The sequence below is a fragment of the Kribbella sp. VKM Ac-2568 genome, assembly GCF_004345365.1.
GTDB classification, from domain to species: domain Bacteria; phylum Actinomycetota; class Actinomycetes; order Propionibacteriales; family Kribbellaceae; genus Kribbella; species Kribbella orskensis.
Genome location: NZ_SLVF01000016.1, coordinates 83,149 through 104,627 on the forward strand (window position 1 = coordinate 83,149; position 21,479 = coordinate 104,627).

The 21,479-nt window shown below is 69.3% G+C and carries 19 protein-coding genes; 9 read left to right on the plus strand and 10 right to left on the minus strand.

What is annotated here, in order from left to right:
* Window positions 1–5: 5 nt before the first annotated feature.
* Window positions 6–3,212: a caspase family protein gene (locus tag EV648_RS43495; RefSeq protein ID WP_199235018.1), complete on the minus strand. Its 3,207-nt coding sequence runs from the start codon at window positions 3,210–3,212 to the stop codon at window positions 6–8.
* Window positions 3,212–3,598, minus strand: a complete 387-nt coding sequence (locus EV648_RS36095) for a hypothetical protein (protein WP_199235019.1) — start codon at window positions 3,596–3,598, stop codon at window positions 3,212–3,214. The genes EV648_RS43495 and EV648_RS36095 overlap by 1 nt, the downstream gene beginning before the upstream one ends.
* Before the next feature lie 233 nt (window positions 3,599–3,831).
* Here EV648_RS36095 and EV648_RS36100 point away from each other — a divergent pair, with 233 nt between their 5' ends.
* The 3 genes from EV648_RS36100 (at window position 3,832) to EV648_RS36110 (ending at window position 9,036) form a co-directional block, all read left to right on the plus strand.
* A complete protein-coding gene (locus EV648_RS36100; RefSeq protein WP_241995938.1) occupies window positions 3,832–6,585 on the plus strand; it encodes an AAA family ATPase in 2,754 nt (917 codons plus the stop codon).
* A gap of 152 nt (window positions 6,586–6,737) precedes the next feature.
* Window positions 6,738–8,084: an NAD(P)/FAD-dependent oxidoreductase gene (locus EV648_RS36105; RefSeq protein ID WP_199235020.1), complete on the plus strand. Its 1,347-nt coding sequence runs from the start codon at window positions 6,738–6,740 to the stop codon at window positions 8,082–8,084.
* A gap of 31 nt (window positions 8,085–8,115) precedes the next feature.
* On the plus strand, window positions 8,116–9,036 hold the full coding sequence (locus tag EV648_RS36110) for a universal stress protein (protein WP_132299887.1): 921 nt from the start codon (window positions 8,116–8,118) through the stop codon (window positions 9,034–9,036).
* A gap of 74 nt (window positions 9,037–9,110) precedes the next feature.
* Here EV648_RS36110 and EV648_RS36115 read toward each other — a convergent pair whose 3' ends face one another.
* Together EV648_RS36115 and EV648_RS36120 are read right to left on the minus strand one after the other, a co-directional pair.
* Window positions 9,111–10,160: a DUF3800 domain-containing protein gene (locus tag EV648_RS36115; RefSeq protein ID WP_132299889.1), complete on the minus strand. Its 1,050-nt coding sequence runs from the start codon at window positions 10,158–10,160 to the stop codon at window positions 9,111–9,113.
* A 263-nt stretch (window positions 10,161–10,423) separates the two neighbouring features.
* Complete coding sequence (locus tag EV648_RS36120) at window positions 10,424–11,260, minus strand: SAM-dependent methyltransferase (RefSeq protein WP_132299891.1); 837 nt, start codon at window positions 11,258–11,260, stop codon at window positions 10,424–10,426.
* 229 nt (window positions 11,261–11,489) lie between these two features.
* On the opposite strand from EV648_RS36120, the gene EV648_RS36125 reads away from it, so the two are divergent.
* The 4 genes from EV648_RS36125 (at window position 11,490) to EV648_RS36140 (ending at window position 15,327) form a co-directional block, all read left to right on the plus strand.
* Window positions 11,490–12,029 (plus strand): dihydrofolate reductase family protein, encoded by a 540-nt coding sequence (locus tag EV648_RS36125; RefSeq protein ID WP_132299893.1) that lies wholly within the window; start codon window positions 11,490–11,492, stop codon window positions 12,027–12,029.
* Between the two features lie 3 nt (window positions 12,030–12,032).
* Window positions 12,033–12,602 carry a dihydrofolate reductase family protein gene (locus EV648_RS36130; protein WP_132299895.1) on the plus strand — a complete coding sequence of 190 codons (570 nt, stop codon included), beginning with the start codon at window positions 12,033–12,035 and terminating at the stop codon, window positions 12,600–12,602.
* A 152-nt stretch (window positions 12,603–12,754) separates the two neighbouring features.
* A complete protein-coding gene (locus EV648_RS36135) occupies window positions 12,755–13,351 on the plus strand; it encodes an AAA family ATPase (RefSeq protein WP_132299897.1) in 597 nt (198 codons plus the stop codon).
* Window positions 13,297–15,327, plus strand: coding sequence for a LuxR C-terminal-related transcriptional regulator (locus EV648_RS36140; RefSeq protein WP_158294169.1), 2,031 nt, complete (start codon window positions 13,297–13,299; stop codon window positions 15,325–15,327). Before EV648_RS36135 ends, EV648_RS36140 begins: the two co-directional genes overlap by 55 nt.
* A 119-nt stretch (window positions 15,328–15,446) precedes the next feature.
* On the opposite strand, the gene EV648_RS36145 is transcribed toward EV648_RS36140, so the two are convergent.
* Entirely contained in the window at window positions 15,447–16,241 is a 795-nt protein-coding gene (locus tag EV648_RS36145) for an aminoglycoside phosphotransferase family protein (protein ID WP_199235021.1), read from the minus strand.
* Between the two features lie 372 nt (window positions 16,242–16,613).
* Window positions 16,614–16,982 (minus strand): YciI family protein, encoded by a 369-nt coding sequence (locus EV648_RS36150; protein WP_132299901.1) that lies wholly within the window; start codon window positions 16,980–16,982, stop codon window positions 16,614–16,616.
* A 103-nt stretch (window positions 16,983–17,085) separates the two neighbouring features.
* Here EV648_RS36150 and EV648_RS36155 point away from each other — a divergent pair, with 103 nt between their 5' ends.
* A complete protein-coding gene (locus EV648_RS36155) occupies window positions 17,086–17,610 on the plus strand; it encodes a GNAT family N-acetyltransferase (protein ID WP_132299903.1) in 525 nt (174 codons plus the stop codon).
* Here EV648_RS36155 and EV648_RS36160 read toward each other — a convergent pair.
* Entirely contained in the window at window positions 17,603–18,370 is a 768-nt protein-coding gene (locus tag EV648_RS36160; RefSeq protein ID WP_132299905.1) for a class I SAM-dependent methyltransferase, read from the minus strand. The two genes, EV648_RS36155 and EV648_RS36160, sit on opposite strands and share 8 nt — an antisense overlap.
* A 26-nt stretch (window positions 18,371–18,396) precedes the next feature.
* Complete coding sequence (locus EV648_RS36165) at window positions 18,397–19,326, minus strand: SDR family oxidoreductase (protein ID WP_132299907.1); 930 nt, start codon at window positions 19,324–19,326, stop codon at window positions 18,397–18,399.
* 98 nt (window positions 19,327–19,424) lie between these two features.
* Here EV648_RS36165 and EV648_RS36170 point away from each other — a divergent pair, with 98 nt between their 5' ends.
* Window positions 19,425–20,111: a TetR/AcrR family transcriptional regulator gene (locus EV648_RS36170; protein ID WP_132299909.1), complete on the plus strand. Its 687-nt coding sequence runs from the start codon at window positions 19,425–19,427 to the stop codon at window positions 20,109–20,111.
* 49 nt (window positions 20,112–20,160) lie between these two features.
* Here EV648_RS36170 and EV648_RS36175 read toward each other — a convergent pair whose 3' ends face one another.
* Window positions 20,161–21,012 (minus strand): HAD family acid phosphatase, encoded by an 852-nt coding sequence (locus EV648_RS36175; RefSeq protein WP_132299911.1) that lies wholly within the window; start codon window positions 21,010–21,012, stop codon window positions 20,161–20,163.
* Window positions 21,013–21,120: 108 nt separating this feature from the next.
* The gene (locus EV648_RS36180; RefSeq protein ID WP_199235022.1) at window positions 21,121–21,426 is read right to left on the minus strand and encodes a helix-turn-helix transcriptional regulator; all 306 of its coding nucleotides are present in this window, start codon (window positions 21,424–21,426) and stop codon (window positions 21,121–21,123) included.
* Window positions 21,427–21,479 lie beyond the last annotated feature (53 nt).

Sequence of the window (21,479 nt, forward strand, 5' to 3'; positions counted from 1 at the left end):
TCGCCCTACCTTCCACTGAGCCGGGAGGCCGGAAGCCGCTTTTCCAGCCGCCCCAACTCCTCGCCGAACTCCGTCAGGACCCGGCCGCGGGCAGCCTCGATCGACTGCGCCTGCAGCCTGCCCTGCTGCCTGGCCCGCCCGGTGGCCCGGATGTCCTCAGCCGTTGCCCCGGCCATCCAGTCGAGGAACATGCCCATCACGTCTTTGCCGGAGGATCCGCCGACCACGTCCTGGAGTTTCTGCCGGAGCGCCAGACCCGCGGGCAGGTTGACGAAATTCCCCAGCGACGTACGGGACTGCTCGTCGGAGAGGCCACGCCTGGATCGTGCTTCCTCGGCGAGGCGCGTGCGGGTCGGGGCGTCGAGCGACAACTCCACCTGGCGGAAGAGGTCCGGCAGGATCGCGGTGAGCGGGACCTCGACGTTGGTCGGGTTCATCTCGCCGTCGGGGAGCTTGAGGACGTGGCCCTCGTGATCCATCTGGGCGAAGTGGGGGCCGACGGCACTGACCGGGATCAGCCGGATGACCCGACTCCCCCAGGTGTGGGTCTCGACCAGCGCGCGGAGGTGTGCGGTCTCGAGCAGTGCGTCTCGTACCAGGTCGAGACGGGTGTTCTCGTCCGCGTCCTCGGGTTCGCCGAAGCCGCGAACCAGGTCCCACTTGGTGAGGACGAAGTGGATCGGGCAGGATGCGCCGGCCATGATGCCGGTCATCGGCTGGATCTGGCTGCGGAAGTACCTGCGGCCGGCCGGCTCGTTGCGCAGGTACTGCAGGACGCGGTAGCCGTCGAGCATGCCGAGCAGACCGTGGGAGTTCCGGATCCGCCCTTCGAGGTCGCTCAGCGCGGTGGAACCGGCCTCCTGCTCGGACTCCAGCAGTTCGCCGGCGTAGTCGAGGTAGCTGATCTTGAAGACCGTGTGCCTGACCCCGGCATCGAACGACACGCAGTCGAAGTCGAGCTCTCTTGTCTCACCGGTCCTGGTACCGCGGGGCCAGGGCTCGGAGGTGTCGCTGACCTCGTCGAACACCTTGCTGAGATACACGCGGTGCGCGGCGTTCGTCTCCAGGAAGTAGGAACGTCCTGGCATCGGCACGTTGACCGTGTGGAACATGCTCGACAGGTAGACGGTCTTGCCCGAACCGGCCACTCCCAGGGCAACCACGCGGAAGTGCGGGACGGCGACTTCCGCTGCGGTTGCAGCGCTTTCAGCCGTACGTCGTTCGCGCGGCGCCGGCGTACCGAGCAGTCGAGTGGCTCGTTCGGCTGGTTTCGCGGGTTGGCGGGGAGGTGCTGTGGGTCGGGGTAGTGGGGGGCGCGGGGACGCGGGTTGTGCCGGGGCGAACACGCGGGGGCGCAGGACGAACGCGTGGATCGTGGCGATCACCGCGAGCAGGATGAAGATCGGCATCACCTGGGCGTCCGAGCCCAGTCCGATCAGGAGGACGAGCCAGGCGAGTGAGTAGATCACCGCAGCCGTCCACAGCGCGCTTTCCTTGAGCTTGCTCGCCGCATGGATGAAGGGCGCGGGCGTCAACAGGCCGAGCGTCAGCACTGGAATCAGAGCCCAGAGCACGGACCCAGCGCCAGGCTGAGCAGGCTTCGCTGGCTGAACGGGCTTGGCCGCCTCAACCGGCTTGGCCGGTTGAGTGGTCATGGCCGGTTGAGTGGTTTTGGCCGGTTGAGTGGGCTTGATCGGCTGCGTGGGCGTGGGTTGGGGCGAGTGCTGTGGCGGTGCGGTGGTGGCCGCAGGCTCTGGCGTTGTTATTGGCGTCGGAGGAGGAGTTGGCTGCGGTGCCGCTGCCGGCGTCGCGGCCGGCGGCGGCGTGGTGGGCGTCGGTGTCGCGGTCGGTGTCGGGACCTTCACTTCTGGAGTTGGCTCTGGCGGTGCCGGCCGCCGTACTGGTTCCGGCGGTGCCGGTTGCGGGGCTGCTGGTTCCGGCGGTGGCGGTGCTGGGGTTGCGGCGGGGGTGATGGTGGTGGTGACGGGGATGGTCAGTTCGCCGCTCGGACCTTTGAGGGTGACGGTTCCGGCGCGAGGGCCGGGGGTGGTGGTTTCGATGGTGACGGTGAAGCTTTCCGCGGCTTCCTGGAGGCGGATCCAGGAGTCGTCAGCGTGCGGGATGGCGGCCCGGGCGATCGGCGGCCCCAGCAGGTTGATGAGCTGCGCGGGGGATTCAGAGCCCTGCTCCACCGGCGGGAAGCGGACCTCGGCGTGGCTTGGGTGGAGAACCGCCTCAGCCAGGGCCGCCTTCGCCGGGTCGGCGACGTACTGGATATCCGTGCGGGCGATCTCGACCAGGGCCTCGTAGGCGCCGACCGCCGAGGGAAGGTTGTCGCTGAGCAGGCGGACGCGGAGTTCGCTGACCGCGCCGAGGCGGGAGAACATGTTCGGGTCCGTCATCGCGGCCTGCAGGTCAGCCGGGATCGGCATCGGCTTGATGCGCTTGCGCCGGCTTCTCGCCAGATACAGCTCGCCCTGCATCTCGACGTCGCGGCTCGGGGTCTGGTGCGGGGTCTGCGCGCGGACCCGGTCGAAGACGTAGTCGTACAGCTCGTTCAGCGAAACCCAGCCGTCCTCGTCGCGGTCGGCGTCGCCGGTCGCAAGCCCTTCCACCAGAGCCGTCGTGAAGACCGACGGCCGTTGGGTCTGGTCGTCGGCCAGCCGATCCCCTTCGAACGCGTACTCGATCGAGCTGGACGCCGTGATCACCGCCCGGCCGCGACCACCGCCGACCCGGTTCTCGGGGAAGCTGTCCGCCACGTTGACGTCCCCGGTCGACCGGACCGTCACTCCCTTACCGAAAGCCCCGCCGTAGCAGCAGTCCAGCAACAACACGATGCTCCGCGACCTGCTCGCCCGCATGCACCGCTGGACGAAGTCGGCCGAGATCGCGGTGGAGCTGAGCCGGTTCGGCCGGGTGTTCTTGGCCGCGAAGAACAGTTCGCCCGACTCGCTCTTGAGACCGTGGCAGGAGAAGTGCAGCAGCAGTACATCGTCGGCGCGGCTGTCGGCGAGCAGGTCCTCGATGTGGGTCTGGATGACGTGCGCGGGCTGGTTGCGAACGGTCTCCACCTCGAAGGCGCCGATCTGCCGGTCGCCCAGCACCTCGGCCAGCGCTTCGGCGTCGGCCGCGGGAGACAGCAGGTGCCGCAGTCCCTCGTGGTCGTACTCGTCGTTGGCGACGATGAGGGCCTTGCGCCGGCCGTCCATCACTCGTCCTCGGGTCCCGCGTGCCTGTTGACGAACAACTCGATGAGCCGGGTCTGGTCCTTCTCCGACACTTCCGACAGCTCGAGTACGTCGCCGTCGAGCTCCAGCCGCACCGTCCGTTTGCTGCCGTCGCCCTGGGCGAGCCAGCCGCGGATCGCGGACACCACGTTCCGCACTCCCTGGGCGGTGCGAGTGAGGGTGATCAGCAGTCCACCGATCGCGATCGCGTCGATCGCGCGCGCACCCGGCGGCGGCGGACCGGCCCGCAGCGCGGTGACGTCCCCGACATCCAGCTGCACCAGTTCCTGCCGCAGATATCCCGTCAGCGTGTCCAGCCGCTCGGCATCGGCTCCAGACTCGGACAGCTGCACACGCAGCTCACTCATCCGGGCCACCCCCTTCTCACTCAGTGGACCCGATTGCGCGACGATGGCCCCCCACGTCGCGTGACGCCCACGTCACCCAGGTTAGTCTCCTCACTACCTTCCCGCTACGCATCGTGAACCCTGGCCCGCAAGGCCGGAAGTGCCTGAAAATCCCCTTTCTCTGCCCGATCGGGCAGAGCCGGCCGCCAGCGATCCTCCTTCCGGTTTGAGCTGCGGCGGGTGATGCTGGTCGCGTGAGTACGCCGGCACGGGGCGGGGCCGAAGGGATCGTCGGGCGGGAACGCGAGCTGGGGTTGTTGCGCAGCTGGCTGGATGCCGCGCGCAACGGCTCCGGACGGCTGGTCCTCTGCAGCGGTGAAGCCGGGATCGGGAAGACCCGGCTGGCCCAGGAGCTCGCGGGGATCGCGCTGGCGGCAGGGGCGACTGTCGCGTGGGGCAGGTGCGTCGAGACGGAAGGCGCCCCGGCGTACTGGCCGTGGCGGCAGGTCCTTCGGTCGTTGGGGATCAACGCGGACCGGACCCTCTCGGGCGAGGGGACCGAGGATCGCTTCCGGCTCTTCGAGGACATAGTCCAGGTCGTGGAGGAAATGGCCGGGCACGACGGGCTGGTCGTGGTACTCGATGACATCCACCGGGCCGACGAGGATTCAGTGCTGGTGCTCAGGCATCTCGCCGACCAATTGAGCGGGATGCCGGTGCTCGTGCTGGCGACCGTGCGCGACTTCGAGCCGGCGAGCACGCGGCTGATGCCCGAGCTGCTCCGGGCACCGTCGGCGGAACGTCTTGCTTTGAAGGGCTTCGGGGTGCCGGAGGTCAGCGAACAGTTGCCAGACGCAACCACCGAGGAAGCCCGGCAGGTGCATGAGGTGACTGGCGGTAATCCGCTGTTCGTGCGCGAGGTCGCCCGGGCAATGACGGACGGTTCGTGGCGTCCCGACCGGCCGCCGCGGACAGTGCTCGACATCGTCGGCGCGCGGCTGGACCGGATCAGCCCAGACTGCCGCCGGTTGGTGCAGGCCGGGGCGATCATCGGCCGAGACTTCCAAATAGGCCTGCTGGCCACAACCATCGGCCGACCTGTCGACGACTGCCTGCCGCTGATCGACGAGGCCGTTGCCTTCGGATTCGTCGATCGCGTCAACGACAGTGGGGATTACCGCTTCGTCCACGCGCTCACCCGCGACGCGGTGGAGGCGTCCCTGGCGACTGCCGACCGGGCCGCCCTGCATCGGGCTTTGGCGGAGGTACTGGAGGCACGGTTCGCGGAGGATCTGTCCGAGCACCTCGCCGAGATCGCCCGCCACCGCGCCGAGCTGGCGCAGTACGGGGAAGGTGAGACGGCCCGGCTTTGGATGGTGCGGGCCGCGGACGACGCAGTACGACGGCTTGCTTATGAGGAAGGTGCTCGGCTCTATCGGGCTGCGCTGGCTACGACGCCCCTGCCCGCAGAGGAGCGGTCCCGGATCCAGGTGGCGCTCGGTCGGGCTGCGTACCTCGCGGGCGATCTCCAAGGATGCGTCACGGCGGCGGCCGCGGCGGCCGAGGCGGCGCAGAGTCCTGAGCAGAAGGCCGAGGCCGCCCTGGTGGTTGAAGCCGTTCCCGACCCGGGGATCAACGCGACGGCGAAGAGGCTGTGCGAGGAAGCGCTCGCGATCACGGACGACGACGCCCTCCGAGCACGGCTGCTGGCTCAACGTAGCCACCTCGCCTTCTACGACGGCGAACAGGAGCGGCTCGATGTACTGAGCGCTGAGGCTCTCGACCTGGCTCGCACGTCGCACGACATCCACGCGTTGATGGACGCGTTGCGCGCCAGGCAGGAGGCGTGCCCCGGTCCGGCCGGTCGCGCCGAGCGGCTGGAGCTCGCCTCCGAGATGCTCTCGCTGGCGCAACGAACGAACAGTGCGCGTGCGGTCATGTGGGGCGAGCTCTGGCGACTCGACGCGTTGATCGAGAGCGGACAACTCGCGGCAGCCGCCGAGGAACTCCCCACGCTGGAGGTCGCGGTCAAGAGACTCGGTGGACCGGTCAGCGCGTGGCACCACGACCGCGTCGCCGCTTGTCTGGCCCAGGCCCGAGGTCGGTACGACGAGGCTGCCGCGATCGCACGGCGGGGATTCGACCGGATGCGAGTGGTCGAACCTGCGCCCGCCTCGGGTGCCTACTTCGCGCTGCTGATCTCGCTGGCGGGTCACGTCGGGGTCAGCGAGGACGCGGCCGCCTTCGCCCGGCAGGCCTTCGACCCACCGCCTCGGTTCGCGACGATGTCCCGGCTCTCCAGGTCGTACCTGCAGTTGTGTGCGGGCCTCCCGGACGAGGCGGCCGCGTCGTACCGGCAGGCCGGGCCGATGGAGACCTGGTCGCTGCCGGCGTTCTTCGTCCTGCCTGGTTACGTGTACGCCGCGCTGGCGTGTGCCGGGCTCGGCCGGCACGACGACCTCGCAGTACTCCTCGAGCGGCTAGAACCGTTCCGCGGTGAGCACGTGGTCGGCAACGGGGTCGCCTTCATGGGCCCGGCCGAACTCGCCCTCGGACGGGCGGCGGCGGCCCTCGGGCGCTTCGACGCCGCGATCGACGATCTGACCACGGCCGTCCGCCAGGCCGAGAGCGCCGGTGCGCCCGGGTTCGTCGCCGAGGCGGAGTTTCATCTCGCCACTGCATTGCGGGCGAGGAACGCGGCGGGTGATCGCGACCGCGCCCTCACCGTGGCCCGCGACGCCGACCGGCTGGTCAGATCGCTCGGCATGACCGCGTACGCCGACCGCACCGCCGCGCTGCTGGGCACCGGCGAGGCGCCGAACGGTCTCAGCCCTCGGGAGGCGGAGGTGGCCGCGCTGGTGGCCGAGGGCCTCACCAACCGGCAGATCGCTGAGCGCCTGGTGCTCTCCGAACGCACGGCGCAGAACCACGTCCAGCACATCCTCACCAAGCTCGGCTTCGCCACCCGCAGCCAGATCGCCGCCTGGAGCGCCCGCTCGGACCGCTGAGCATTTGAGTGGTTGACACCCCGCGCCGGCCCCCAGGGATACCAGGGCATGGCCAGGGCATCTCCCGGGCGCGAACGGACGGCCAGTCGGGCGACGGTGATCGTGGCGGTACCGCCGGAGTGCTGCCGCGACCACGCCAGAGAGGTCCGACCGTGGAGACGAACAACGACTACGACTACGACGTCATCGTGATGGGCGGCGGGGCACCCGGCGAGCACTGCGCCGGCGCGCTGGCCGAGGGCGGGCTGCGGGTCGCGCTGGTCGAGCGGGAGTTGGTCGGCGGCGAGTGTTCGTACTGGGCGTGCATCCCGTCCAAGACGTTGTTGCGGGCGGGCGAGGCGGTCCACGCGGCTCGCGACGCCGAGGGTGTCGCCGAGGTGGACGTCGCGAAAGCTCTGGCCTGGCGCGACTTCATGGTGTCCGACCACACCGACGTGGGTCAGGAGCGCTGGCTCGCGAAGGCCGGCATCGCCCTGATCCGCGGCAGCGGCCGGCTCGCCGGTCGCGGGGCGGTCGAGGTCAACGGTGTCCGGCACACCACGGCGAACGTCGTCGTCGCGACCGGCGCGGACCCGGTCATTCCGCCGATCCCCGGGCTCAGCGACCTCGACGGGATCTGGACCAACCGCGAGGTGACCGCGATGACGGCGATCCCGCGTCGCCTGGTCATCCTCGGCGGCGGCCCGGTCGGCGTCGAGATGGCCCAGGCCGTACTCCGCCTCGGCGGCGAGGTCGCGCTCGCCAACCGGGGACAACACCTGCTCTCCAGGGAACCCGCGCCGCTGGGTGAAGCCATCGCGGAGGTGCTCCGCCGCGAGGGGGTGGAAATCGCCCTCGGAGCACAGGCGATCGCCGCGCGGCGCGACGGCTCGGAGTATGTGGTGGAGTTCGACGACGGCACGGAGTTGCGCGGGGATCGCCTGCTGGTCGCCACCGGCCGGCAGCCGCGGGTGAACGGGATCGGCCTCGAGACGGTCGGCATCGAGCCCGAACCGCGCGGGATCCCGGTCGACGAACACCTGCGCGCGGGCGAGAGGCTCTTCGCGATCGGCGACGTCACCGGGATCTGGCCGACCACCCACGTCGGCAAGTACCAGGGCGATGTGGTCGCCGATCACCTGCTGGGCGGATCGCGGCAGACCAACTACGAGGCGGTCCCGCGGGTCACGTTCACCGATCCGGCGGCGGCTTCGGTGGGCGTCGGCGAGGACGTGTTCAGCTCGACCGTCCCGGTGGCGGAGGTCGCCAAGACGGCGACATACACGCGTGCCTACGCGGAGTCGAACGGCTTCCTCACGCTGCTGAGCGACGGTGACCGGCTCACCGGCGCCTATGCCCTCGGCCCGGAAGCGGGCGAATGGCTGCAGCAGGCCACGCTGGCGATCCGGGCCCGGCTCCCGCTCGACGTGCTGGTGGACACCATCCAGCCGTTCCCGACCTTCTCGGAGATCTACGTCTCCGCACTGCACGCGCTCCAGCAACACATCGCCGCGCGCTGACGCCACCTGGTCACACAGAACGGAGCCACTGATGAAGTTCTTCCGCCGGCTGCAAGCAGACGAGGTGAGGCCGCCGGTCCGGGCGGCCCCCACGCCGGGCCGGCGGAAGACGATCGGCCTGCCACTGCGCGAGGACTCGGGTTCGGTCCTCGTCGCAGTGGACGGCCACCCGAAGGGCTGGGGGGCGCTGGAATGGGCCGCCGCCGAGGCGGCCGCCCGCGGCAGCGTCCTCCGGATCGTGCACGCCTACACCTGGTCGGCCTTCCCGATCGACGCGTTCGGCGGGCTCATGATGGTGCACCGGGACCCGCAAGCCGAACTGGCCGCCGGGCTGATCGTCGAGGAGGCCGCGAGGCGCGCTCGCCGCATCGCGCCGACGCTGCGGGTCAGCACCCACCTCCAAGGCGGCTCCCCCGCCGACGCGGTGCTCCGGGAGGGCCGGTGGGACTCCCTGATCGTCCTCGGCCGCCGCTCCCGCGCGCACTGGACCAACCCGTGCTCCGAACCGCCCGGCCTACGGGTGGCTCGCCGGGCGGCGGGCCCGGTGGCGATAGTCGACCTGCTCGGCCACGAAGCGCGCGGGCCCTCGGCGGGACGGGTGGTCGCCTGCCTGGGCGAGACCGGGGACCCGAGGCCGGCATTGGGAGTGGCCTTCCGTGCCGCCCTGCGTCGCGGCGTCGGAGTCACGGTGCTGGCCAAACCGGCCAGACCTGTTCTCAAGGAGGCCCTGCGCATGTGCCAGGACGCCTTCCCCGAGGTGCGCTTCCGCCGCGTCTCTCCTTTCGCGCTGGCGAGCGAGTCCGCGGGTGCCGCCCTGACGGTGCTCGACGCACGCCCCCATGGACGCCTGCACCGGGCGTTCACCTCATCTTCGAGTGAGGCCGTCCTGCGCTCCCGGCGCGGCCCGATCGTCATCGCGGGAACCACCGTCGACGTGACCGGCACCTGGTGAGCCGGACGGAGCAGTGCCACGGGCCCCCACAGCTCTTGTGGGGCCCGTGGTCTCAGTGGGTCACTGACTGTTCGTCAACGGCTCGTCACGGATCGGATTTCCGGTCCACCGGTCAGGCGCTGCCAGCTCGGGGCGTCGGGCCAGAGGGAGTTGTGGGAGAGGTAGGGCCGGAGGAGCTCGGTGAGGGCCGGGTCCGAGCGGGAGTGAAGTTCGGCGACAGCGATGTGGCGGGCGGCTCCGGCGAGGAGGTCCGCGAGCTGGACCCGAGGGTCTGTGCGGGAGTCGGTCATCGTGACGCTCAGGAGCGGTGGCGGGCCGGAGGAGACCTCTGCGAGGATCGCCTGAACCTGAGCGACGCGATGCCGGGTCAGGGCGCTCTGCTCGTCGTGGACGATGGCGACGGAACAGACGCCCTCGTTCCAGTTCAGTGCGGTGCTCCAGTGCAGGGCGGTCTCGAGTAGCGCTGGGAGCAGGGGTTCGAGGGCGGGTGGCACCGACGAACGGTCGTCGAGGAGGAGGGTGAGCACCTCTTCGAGCTTCGGCCGGGACCTGCTCAGGCGGTCGAGAATCCCTTGCAGGCTGTCGGATTCCTGTCGGCTTGGGAGTGTGGAACGAAGGTCCCCGAGGATGGCGTAGAACTCGTCGACGGCGGCTGCGTTGATCACTTGGCGGCGTTTGGTCCGCATCACCTTGACGAAGGTGGCCAGGAAGGCGCGCCACCTCAGCCGGCCGAAGACCGCCGGGCCGTCGCGGTACAGAGTCACGGCCGCGGGGCGGAGTTCTGTCGCCAGGCTGGTGCCCGCGGCGTACGTGGGATCGCCGAGCAGGAAGTCGACGATGCGGCAGGTGATGAAGAACGGCTTGTCGGTCAGGTGCACGTGGCCGATGCCGCGCAGCGAGCCGAGCAACCACTCCAGCACCGGACGCTGCCGGAGCATCTGGGTCGCCTTGTACTCCGTGCTGGTGTGGCGGAATCTCGCCCGGACCAGCGCGACGTACTCCGCCGCGGCCGGGCGGTCGAGGTGGACGCCGGCATGGGTGATGACGGGCGAGGTGGGATCGAGCAGGTTGGTGCCGGTGAATCCGGACTCGTCACAGGCGATCTCGAGAGGACGCGAATGCATGGGGATGGCTGCTCCCTGGGGAAACGTGGCTGCACGCTGAGGACCCCGGCCGCGCGGGCCGGGTCGGGCACCGGCACCACGCGAGGTGGCCGGTGGTGATCACAGGGATCACACGGGGATCCCGCGGATCAGTGAGCGGCAGCAGCCGTTCCAGCAGACATGCACCCCATCATCGGCGAACCACCGGTGACCTGTCACCGGGTTTCGCCTCGGCCCTGGCTTTGAAGCCGCGGCCCTGGCTGTTGAGGCCGCGGCGTTGGCCGTCAGGGCTTGCGGGCGAGTCCTCCGAGCAGGAGGCGGCTGGCTCCGCTCGGGGTGGTGAGGCGGCTGCCGTTTACCGGCCACCAGTCGCCGACGGCGGCGAGCCCCGGGCCGACGAGTTCGAGGCCGGTGAAGAGCGAGGCGATCTCGTCCGCGGTACGGAACGTCATCGAGGGAAAGGCCGTGCGGACCTTGTCCTCCACCGAGGTCGCGAACTCGGCGAGGCGGCTGCCGTCGCGCGGGTTGGTCGCGTGCGTCACCGCCAGGTAGGAGCCGGCCGGGAGCGCGTCGACATAGCCGGCCACGACTTCGCGAGCCTGCGCGAGATCCGCGATGCAGTGCAGCACCAGGCACTGGAGCAGGCCGACGGGCCGGTTCAGGTCGAGCGCGCCGGTCACGGTCCGATCCGCGAGGACGGCAGCCGGATCGGTGAGATCCGCGGCCGCGAAGTAGATCCGCTGCCACTCGTCGGCGAGCAGAGCCTGGCCGTGCGAGATCACCGTGGGGTCGTCGTCGACGTACACCACGGTCACGTCCGGAGCGGCCTTCTGCGCGACCTCATGGGTGTTCTCCGAGGTCGGCAGGCCGGAGCCGAGGTCGAGGAACTGGTCGATCCCCCGGTCGCGCGCCATCAGGTCGACGACCTTGGCGAGCCAGCGACGGTTCTCCTGGGCGAGCTCGGGCGTCTCGGGAGCGATCGTCAGGATCTGCCGATACAACTGCCGGTCGACCTCGAAGCTGTTCTTCCCGCCGAGGAACAGGTCGTAGACGCGGGCCCCGCTGGGCCGGTTGGTGTCGACCTCAGGCGTGCGCGATCGGACGTCGCCCCCCTCGCCCATCGCCCGACCCCCTGAATCAGAACTACCCGGATCCGAAAATCTTGATCTACCGGAGGCTACCCCAGCACCGCTCTGCGTAGGCCCGGTGCACAGGTCACCTGATCCCCGGGCTGGGCGGCAGCGATCGGTGACCGCGTGGCGATCGCCGACTGACCGTGTTGCGATGAGTTTTTCCGGGCCGGCTCGTCTCTACTGAGACACAACCGGAAACTCGGAGGAGACACACATCATGGCGAAGGTCTTGTACTCGGTGACGATGTCGCTGGACGGCTTCATCGCCGGACCCGGCGGGGACATGTCATGGATGACGGAGTACCTCGGCCCCAACCCGGAGATCGACGAGCTGATCGAGCGGATCGGCGCCCTGCTCGTCGGGCGCCGGACGTACGACGGGGACGATCCGCACAAGGGCGACGAGGGCGAGGGCAAGGCCTTCGGCGGCGGCTGGGAGGGCCCGCAGTTCGTCGTCACCCACGACATCCCCGCCACCGCTCCACCGAACACGACGTTCGTCGACGACTTCGGCACTGCCCTGGCGCAGGCCAAGGAAGCCGCCGGCGACAAGTACGTCAACGTCATGGGCGCGAGCATGGGCAAACAGTGCCTGGAGGCCGGCCAACTCGACGAGGTCCTGACCCTCATCGCCCCCGTCCTCCTCGGCGACGGTGTCCCTCTCTTCGACCACCCGGGCGGCCGCAACACCAAATTGGAACGCCTCTCCGTCGGCCAGGTGCCCCTGGCCACCAGCCTCTGGTTCAAGGTGGTGTGACCGATGGGCAAGCTCATCTACTCGATGATCACGTCGCTCGACGGCTTCGTCAGCGACTCCGACGGCAACTTCGGCTGGGTTGCTCCGGATCAGGAGGTGCACGAGTTCGTCAACGAGCAGTTCCGATCGGTCGGCACCTACCTGTACGGCCGGCGGATGTACGAGACGATGGTCTACTGGGAAACGGCGCACAAGGAGCCCGGGTCGCCGCCCTTCATCGTGGAGTATGCGCGGGTCTGGCAGGCCGCCGACAAGATCGTCTACTCCACCACGCTGAACGAGGTCGCCAGCGAGCGGACCCGGATCGAGCGAACCTTCGACCCGGACGCGGTGCGCAAGCTGAAGGCCGGGTCCGACGGGGACCTCACCGTCGACGGCCCGCACCTGGCGGCGGAGGCGATCAAAGCCGGCCTGGTCGACGAGTACCAGGTCTTCGTCGGACCGGCGATCGTCGGTGGCGGCAACCCGTTCTTCCCGGCCGGCGTCCGCGTCGACCTCGAACTGCTGGACGAGCGGCGCTTCGCCAACGGCGTGGTCTACCTGCGATACAGCGCCAAGGAGGTCACCGCTTAGCAGGACCGGTTGATTCGCGTACTACGAGACGTGGCACGAGGGACTCCTGACGCCGGGGCGACCCTCCGGCTCTAGCTGGGCCGCCTCCGCACCCACGGTGAAATCGAAGGACGTCCGGTGGCAGCCTGGATACGCTGACCCGTGGGGGTTCGATGCGGCCGGAGCTGGGATTGCTGGAGCGTGATCAGGCGATCGCGCAACTCCTCGCTGCCGCAGGGCAGGACGAGAGCTCGGTCGCGCTGATCACCGGCGAGGCCGGGATCGGCAAGACGAGCGTGGTCCGCGCCCTGCTCGACCAGCTCCCGCCGGGTGTCCGGACTTTCGCCGGAGCCTGCGACGACCTGCTGGCACCACCGGCGCTCGCCCCGATCCGCGAGGCGTTCCGCGGATCGGGTAGTGCTGCCGCTGAGGCCTTGGCAAGTGGAGCGATGGATGCCGTCTTCGAAGCGGTCACGGCCGAGCTGACCGGATCGCAGTTGCAGTTGCTGGTGATCGAGGACGTCCACTGGGCCGACGACGTCACCATCGACGTACTGCGGTACCTGGTCCGCCGGCTCGACCGGATCGCGTGCTGCTCGTGCTCACCTACCGCCCGGACGCGGTCGACTCCCGGGCGTCCCTGCGGGCACTCCTGGGAGAGCTGCGCGGCGACCGGATCATCCGCATCGAGCTCTCGCCGCTCTCACTCACAGCGGTGGCCGCCCTCGCGGCCGGGTCCACCCACAACGCGGAAGAGCTGCACTCGCTGACGAAGGGCAATCCGTTCTACCTGACCGAGACACTCGCCGGGCCGTCCGGAGAAATCCCCGTCACCGTGGTGGACGCCGTACTCGCCCGCGTCGGCAGCCTGAGCGATCACTGCCTTCCACTGGTCGAGCAGCTGTCGGTGATCCCGTCGCAACTGCAGCTCGACTTCGCAGAACGCCTGCTGGGCAAGGACTTCGAGCAATTGGCCGAGGCCGAGCAGCGCGGCGTACTGGTGTTGGAGAGTGGCGGCGTCGGCTTCCGCCACGAGATCGCGCGCCGCGCCACCGAGCAGCAGTTGCCCGAAATCCGCCGCCGGTCGCTCAACGCCACCGTCGTCAGTGCCCTCCTGCAAGAAGAACCACCAGACCTGTCGAGGTTGATCCATCACGCCGCCCAAGCACGCGACGTGGACACGCTGGTCGCGTACGCACCTCAAGCTGCCAGAGCGTCCTCCGCCGCCGGGTCCCACCAGGAGGCGGTCGCCACCTTCGAGGCCGTCACGCCGTACGCCGACCGGCTGCCGCCGGACGAACGGGCAGCCTTCCTCGACGACTACGCCTGGGAACTCCACATCGCGCACCGGCTGTCCGATGCGGTCCAGGTCGGCGAAGAGGCGATCAAGCTCCGCGAGCGGGCCGGTGAACCCGCTGCCCTCGCCGAAACCCTGCTCCGGGTGTCGCGCAGCCAGTACCTCTCCGGCGACACGAAGCACGCGATCACCGGGATCGAGCGGGCCGGCCGTCTCGCCGAGTCGGCGGACTCCAAGGATGTGCTCGCCTCCATCTCGGCGTACCGGGGAATGACGGTCACGCAGGCCCGGCAAGGGCACGCGATCGAGGAGCTGCAACGGGCCCGGCAACTCGCGCTCGAGGTGGGACGCACGGATCTGGCCGCGCTCTGCCTCAACTACCTCGGCGTCACCTATTCGTACGTGGGGAACCCCGAAGGCCTGCGGCTGATCCACGAGAGCCTGGAGTCGGCGCTCGCTTCCGGGGACCACGAGTCGGCCGCTCGCGGATACACGAGTCTGGCCGCGGTGCTCTATCGGGAGGGCCGGTTCGCGGAGCTGGCCGACTGCCTCGACGCGGGTCTCGAGTTCACCCACGAGCACGGCATCTGGTCGCACTCGTACGACCTCGAGGTCCACCAAGCCCAACTTGACCTGCGCCTCGGCCGGTGGGATGCCGCCGAGACGAGGTTGCGCCGGCTGGTGGCGTCGACCGGCGACCCGGGCATGTTCGCGGTCTACAGCAGGCCCGTCCTCGCCAGGCTGATGCTGCGTCAGGACGAATCGGCCGAGGCCGAGGACATGCTCGCCGCCTCCTGGAAGCGCGCCTGGGCGCAGGAATCCCTGATCGGGGTGCTTTACACCGGCGTGGGCGGCGCGGAGTGGACCTGGCTGAGCGGCCGCCGGGACGTCGCCGAACAGCTCCACAAGACGGCCACCGAGCAGCCGATTCCGGTCGGCCTGGGCTTCATCGTGGGCGAGTTCTACTACTACCTCTGGCGAGCCGGGCTTGAGATCGAGCCGTTCGAGGGATGCGCCGAGGTCTACGCCGCCGCGATGCGCGGTGACTGGGAACGTGCGGTCGCGCTAACCGAGGACCCTTACGAGCAAGCCCTTTTCAAGGCCGGCTCAGGTGACGTCGAGGCAACCACCCAGGCGATCTGGGCACTCGACGAGCTCGGCGCCAGACCCGCCGCGAGCCTGGCCCGCGCGGAGCTCGCCAAGCTCGGCGTTAAGCGTCTCCCCCGGCGACCCGCCGCCGCCACCCGGAGCAACCCGGCCGGCCTCACCGCTCGGCAGATCGACGTACTGCGCCTGCTGGCTGCCGGGCGGAGCAACAACGAGATCGCCGCGGAGCTCGTGCTGTCCGTCCGCACGGTGGATCACCACGTCTCGGCGATCCTGCTCAAGCTCGGCGTCCCCACTCGCCGCCAGGCTGCGTCGACGGCCGCATCACTTGGCCTCGTCTAGCCGCCACGGTTTGATCTAGTGCAGCACCGCGCAAGTTCGTGGAGGGGTGTTGATGAAGTAGGTCCGGCAGTTGGCGGATGAGCGCGGTAGGTGGTGCATCGGGCTGGCTGGGCGGCCGTTCAGGCCAGAAGAGCACTGGCGAATGCGTCCCGATGGGCTGCCATCCATGCCTGGATGCGATCCCATCGCTCCCAGCCGCCGTGCTCGGCCAACGCCAGCGTGAAGGCCGTGTCACCGCTGGCCACGCGGGCAGCGACGAAGGAGCGGGCCACCTCGGTGGCCTGCTCGATGACATCCGGCAGGTCAACCCGGTCCTGCGGCGCCAGGCCGTAGCCGTCGGCGAGGACGCGCAGTCGCTTCATGGTGTCGAGCTGGTCGCGCCCCGACACGGCCGCCGATTCGGGGTCCAGCATCGGCACCCAGTAGCGGGCCGCCATCGCCACATCCCACACCGGTCGGCCCGGGGCTGCCAGGTCGAAGTCGATCACGGCAGCGGCACGGCCGTCGCGGAAGATCACGTTCTCCACGCAGACGTCGTTGTGGCACAGCAGCGTGCCGCCCTGCGGATCGGCCAGATCCCAGGCCCAGCCGGCGGAGAGGTCGAGGGGGACGTCTGCGGACGCCTCATGCAGACGCCGCAGCAAAGCCCCCACGGAGCACAGGGCGGTCTCCGTCAGTGCCCACGCCGGATAGGGCGGCAGGGCGACATCGCCAGGGACGAAGGTGAGTTCCTCACGTCCCCTGGGAGAGATCCGTACCGGGGTGGGGGCGGCGTCGAACCCGTGGTCCGCCAGCGCTTTGAGATGAGCGTGGATCGCTCGGGCATTGGGTGGTGCCGGGCGCTCCACCACCGCGCCGCGGCGCAGGACCGCGCCCGCGTTGGCCATGCCCCCGGTCAGTGCCTCGTCGTCCACTGCTGAGCGTCCTCCGCCTCAAAGGGTCGTGCTATTAGCCGCACCGCCCGTTTCGCCGGGCACACAATTTGATCATGTGGATACGTCCTCGATCCTGCAGGTTCCCGACCCGACACGCCATGATCGTCTCTTTCGCCAGGGCGGGTGCAGGGGAGCGCCGGGGATGGGTGCGGCGGTCGTCGTGGAACTGGATGCGGTGGTGCGCGAGCGCCTGATAGGCCGGACGACCTCCTCGACAAGCTGGAGACGTACGTGATCAACCACAACACCACTGCGAAGCCGTATAGCTGGACCTACGACGGCACCCCGCCCAAAGCCGCCTGATCAGCCCTAACACCCCTCCACGAACTTGCGCGGTGCTGCACCAGGCCTTCAGAAGTCGGCGCCGGCGGAGTACATCACCGCGCGGATCTCCACCGCGAGTCCGTCGATCCTGGTGTCGGGCAGCAGGTCGGCGAGCTCGATCGCCCGCTCCTTGCTGTCCACGTCGATCAGGTAGTAGCCGCCCATGAACTCGTCCGCCGCCCGGAACGGCCCGTTCGACACCGCCGGTACGCCCCCGCGGCTGCGCAGTATCGTGCTCGTCGAGGGATCGGCGAGCGCCTGCGTGCTGATCATCTCCCCCGCCTCCGACGCCACCCGCTGGAACTCCTGATGCCCGGCGTGCACCGCCTTGCGCTGCTCCTCCGTGAGGCGCGCCAGCACAGCCGTGTTGACCTGCAGGATCAGCAGATACCTCATCGCCCACCTCCGCTTCGGCCGCTCACCGCGACCCTCACCAGAAGTACGAGACAGACCTGCTGTTCTTGACATCCACGACCGGCCGTCAGCCGATACTGGGTGGATGATCTCGACGGACCGGCTCACGCTGCGCCGCTTCCAGCTCGGTGACGCGGACGCGTTCGCGGCGTACCGCTCGGTGCCGGAGGTTGCGCGCTACCAGTCGTGGGACACACCCGTCAGCCTGGAGACAGCCCGTACGACGGTCGCACGGTACGCGGAAGGTGATCCCACGCAGGCCGGGTGGTTCCAGTACGCGATCGACCTCGGCGGAGTACTGATCGGGGACATCGGCCTCAAGCTGCACGACAACCTGGGGCAGGCAGACCTCGGCTACACCCTCGCGCCCGCGTACCAAGGCAAGGGCTACGCCACGGAGGCGGTGCGGGGACTCCTCGACCACCTCTTCCGCGAACGGAACCTGCACCGGGTGTCCGCGGAGTGCGACGCGCGCAACGAGTCCTCGGCTCGACTGCTGACCAGGCTCGGCTTCCGTCAGGAAGGTCTGCGGCTCGCCAACACGTGGTTCAAGGGCGAGTGGACCGACGACCTGCTCTTCGGCCTGCTCCGTTCCGACTGGATCAGCTGACTGCCCGGGCCGCCCACGCTCGCGCGGTCAGGTCGATCGAGCCGTCCGCCTCGGTCGGCAACCTGTCCCGGAGAACGTCCCGAACGGCAGCCTGCGCAGATTCGTCGAGCGTGCGCAGGTAGGCCGGGGCGACGCCTTGGCCACCGAGGAAAGGCTTCCAGTAGTCGTCGAACGAGGCAAAGACCGTCGGTACGTCGATCGCCCGGGTGGTGACGTCCGCGAACCCGGCTTCGGTGAACAGGCCCTCCAGTCCCTCCGCGCTGCAGAAGGGGAACCTGAGTCCCTCGTCCTGCTCGCGATCCGCCGGCCGCAGGTCACCGACGACGTCCCAGAAGTACTTCATCAACTGCATGCCGTCCGCGTAGTCCCAGACGTAGACCGCGACGGTCTTCCCGATGGACCGCAACTTGCGCAGCGCCTCGAGCCGATCCGGCAGGAAGTTGAGCACCAACCCCGACACGACCACGTCGAACGACTCGTCCGTCAGTTCCTCGGCCGGGCGGACCTCGAAGCGGGCTCGCTCGTCCTGCACGGTCTTGCGCGCGTAGTCGACGAACCCGGCCGAGCGATCCACGCCGAGCACCGCCGCCGGGGCCGCAGTACTGAGGATCGTGCTGGTCAGGGCACCGGTCCCGCACCCGACGTCGAGCCAGGTCAGGCCCTCGGGCTGGTCGAGCCAGACCACGAACTCCTTCGCGACCAGGCGACTCCAGCGGCCGACGTACGACTCGTAGATCTCACCGCTCGACCATTCGTCCATCTCGGCAGGATAAGCCTGCACCGCCGTCAGCGGACCACCGTCGAGAGCGATACTCCGGTGAGCTTCTCAGCCACCGACCAGAGTCGCGCGTTGGTCTCCGCGTCGAGCGATCGCCGCGGGGCCTTGGCCAGCTTTGTGGGACCGACGAGACCGAGGCGCTGACCCGGTCCGTAGTACGCGCCGGCCTTGGCCTCTGGGCTGGTCGCCGCGAACAGCAGCGGCTCGGCGCCCTGCTCGACGCCCTGGGACGGCAGCGGGTTGAACCGGTCCACGAAGGAGTGCCACCACGGCAGCTTGTCGCGACCGAGACTCGCTCCGGCGGTCTGCAGGTTGGTCCTGGTGTAGCCCGGGTGCGCCGCCGTGCTCATCAGGTTCCACCCGCGCTCGGCCGCCACCGCAGCCAACTCGTGCGCGAACATCAGGTCCGCCAGCTTGGACTGCGCGTACGACGTGGTCGACCGGTAGCTCCGCTCCCACTGGAGATCGTCGAAATGGATCCGCCCGAAGTTCGCCGTACCGCTGCTCATGCTGGCGACCCGCGGAGCCGGCGCGGCCAGCAGCAACGGGAGCAGCTGCAGCGTCAGCGCGAACGGGCCGAGGAAGTTGCTGCCGAACTGCAGCTCGAAGCCGTCGGTCGTGGCCATCCGGGTCGGCGGCGCCATCACGCCTGCGTTGTTCACCAGCAGGTCGATCGGTGTGCCGTCCGCGATCAGCCCGTCCGCGAACTCCCGCACGGAGGCAAGGTCCGCGAGATCGATCCGCCGTACTTCGAGCTGGGCGTTCGGGTACTGCGCGAGGATCTCGGCGCGGGCCGCTTCGCCCTTGGCGAGGGTGCGAACGGCCATCACCACGCGGGCCCCGGCGCCGGCCAGTCGCCGGACGGTCTCCTTGCCGGTGCCGCTGTTGGCGCCGGTGACGACGGCGTACTTGCCGGTCTGGTCCGGGACGACGTACATGGGGGCTCCTTCAGTAAAAGACTGGCGGTCTGTTATGAAGGGAAGTTATCAGACCGCCGGTCTGATGGCAACAGACCATCGGTCTGTAGACTGTGACGATGACGAGTTTCCAGCGCGCTCGCAGCGAGGAGCAGCGGGCCGTCCGGCGCGAGGCGATCCTCGAGACCGCGGCCGCGATGCTGGCCGAGATGCCGGTCGCGGAGCTGAGCCTGAACGAGCTGAGCCGGCGCGTGGGGTTGGCGAAGTCGAACGTGCTGAACTACTTCGAGTCGCGCGAGGCCGTCCTGCTGGAACTCCTCGACACACAGATGCGCGACTGGACCCGGCAACTCGAGGACGCGCTGGCAGTGCCGGCTGCGGGCGACTCGGTGGCTGGTGAGTCGATCGATGAGCGGGTGGATCGGCTGGCGGGGACTGTGGTGGCGACCTTGGCGTCCAGGCCGATGTTCTGCGCGCTGGTGAGCGCACAGGCGTCCGTGCTGGAGCACAACATCTCGACCGACGTGGCGCTGCGGTTCAAGCGCGCCGCGGTCGCCGACTTTCGTGATCTGGTCCGGGTCCTGCTCGGCACCCTGCCCGAGCTGGGCGAGGCCGGCGCCGAGCGGTTCATCGCCGCCGCCAGCATGCTGACCGGAGCGATCTGGACCCACGCCAATCCAGCGCCGGCCATCCTCGCCGTCTACGACCAGGATCCCGAGCTGGCGGCGCTGCGGATGGAGTTCGCCGCCGATCTCCAGGAGGTCCTCGAGATCCATCTCCGGGGTCTCCTGGCCGGTCGGGCGTAGCAGCGGGCCGGCCCGGCGCAGAGCGCCGGACCGGCCCAGGAATTGTTGCTTACGGCAAGTAGTAGTTCGGGTTCGGGAGCTTGAAGGTGCGGTCGGCGAAGCCGCCCTTCAGGTCGCTGAACTGGTCGCCGAAGTTGGCCACGATGTCGTAGCCGAGTGACTCGATGTGGGCGCGCGTCGCGGACTTGTAGTGGATCGTGGTGCAGGACCCGTTCGGGTCGTTGGCGCACGCCTTCTGCAGGTAGGCCGGGTAGTCGGCGACGGCCGGCTTGGTGAACAGGCCGTCCTCGCCGTTGCGCAGCCCGGTCGGCTTCGGGAAGCCCGCGTCGACGCCGACGCCGTCCGCGGTGAGGTTGCCGAGCGTCGCCTGCTCCTGGGCGGCGCCGCGGCCGGTCAGGAAGAAGATCGCGTACCCCTCGCGCTCGGCCGTCTTCACCAGGTCGACCATGCCCGGGACCGCAGGGAACCGCTGCTCGGTGACGAAGGTGCCGTTCGTCGTCGGGTTGAATGCCCAGTTGCTGAAGATCTCGTAGTTCCAGGTGGCCAGCGAGGTGTCGTCGACGTCCAGCAGGATCGCCTTGGTGCCGCGGGTGTGGTGACGACTGGTCAGCCAGCGCTTGCCGGACGCGGCCACCGAGGTCGCCTCCTTGGCGTAGTTGCTGGTCGCGCCGAAGGTGCCAGTGCCCAGCGGGTCGCCGTAGTAGTTGCGGAGCTGCTGGCGCAGGACGTCGATGTTGGTGACCTGCTTCTCGGACCGCGGCGTCGACGTCTGGATCGCCGGCTGCTGGGAGGCGACCCCGGCGGAGTACGCGACGCCGCCGGCGACGGAGGCGACGGCCAGGGTGGCGACACCGGTGAGGAGCAGCCGGCGCGACGGCCGGCGCCAGGAACGGTTGAACATGATGACCCTCTTCCAAGGACGAAAGCTTGCAAAAGCAAACTAACCCCGTCCTTGCCGACCGCTCCTCCCCCCGCACCCAAGTCCAGGGAAATCCTCCGGAGAGCGTCGTCAGCGCCGGTCTGACGGCTCCGCGGCGACCGCGACCAGGGCCTTGACCAGGTCGCCCACCTCCGGCGAGGCCAGTTCGTAGTGCACCGTCCGGCCGTCGCGCTGACTGGCGACGAGCCCGACGGACCGCAGTACGGCGAGGTGGTTGGAGACGTTCGGCTGGGTGGTTCCGGTGTGGTCCACCAACTGGCTCACCGTGGCCTCGCCGTCGGCCAGCGCCATCAGCAGCGACAGCCTGACCTCGCAACTCAGCGCCCGGCCGACCTCGAGCATCAGCGGCGCTGGAACACCTTGACCTTGCATCATCCGTCGATGATATCTTCTGACTCATCAGCCGTCACTGATGAGTCCCCGAGGAG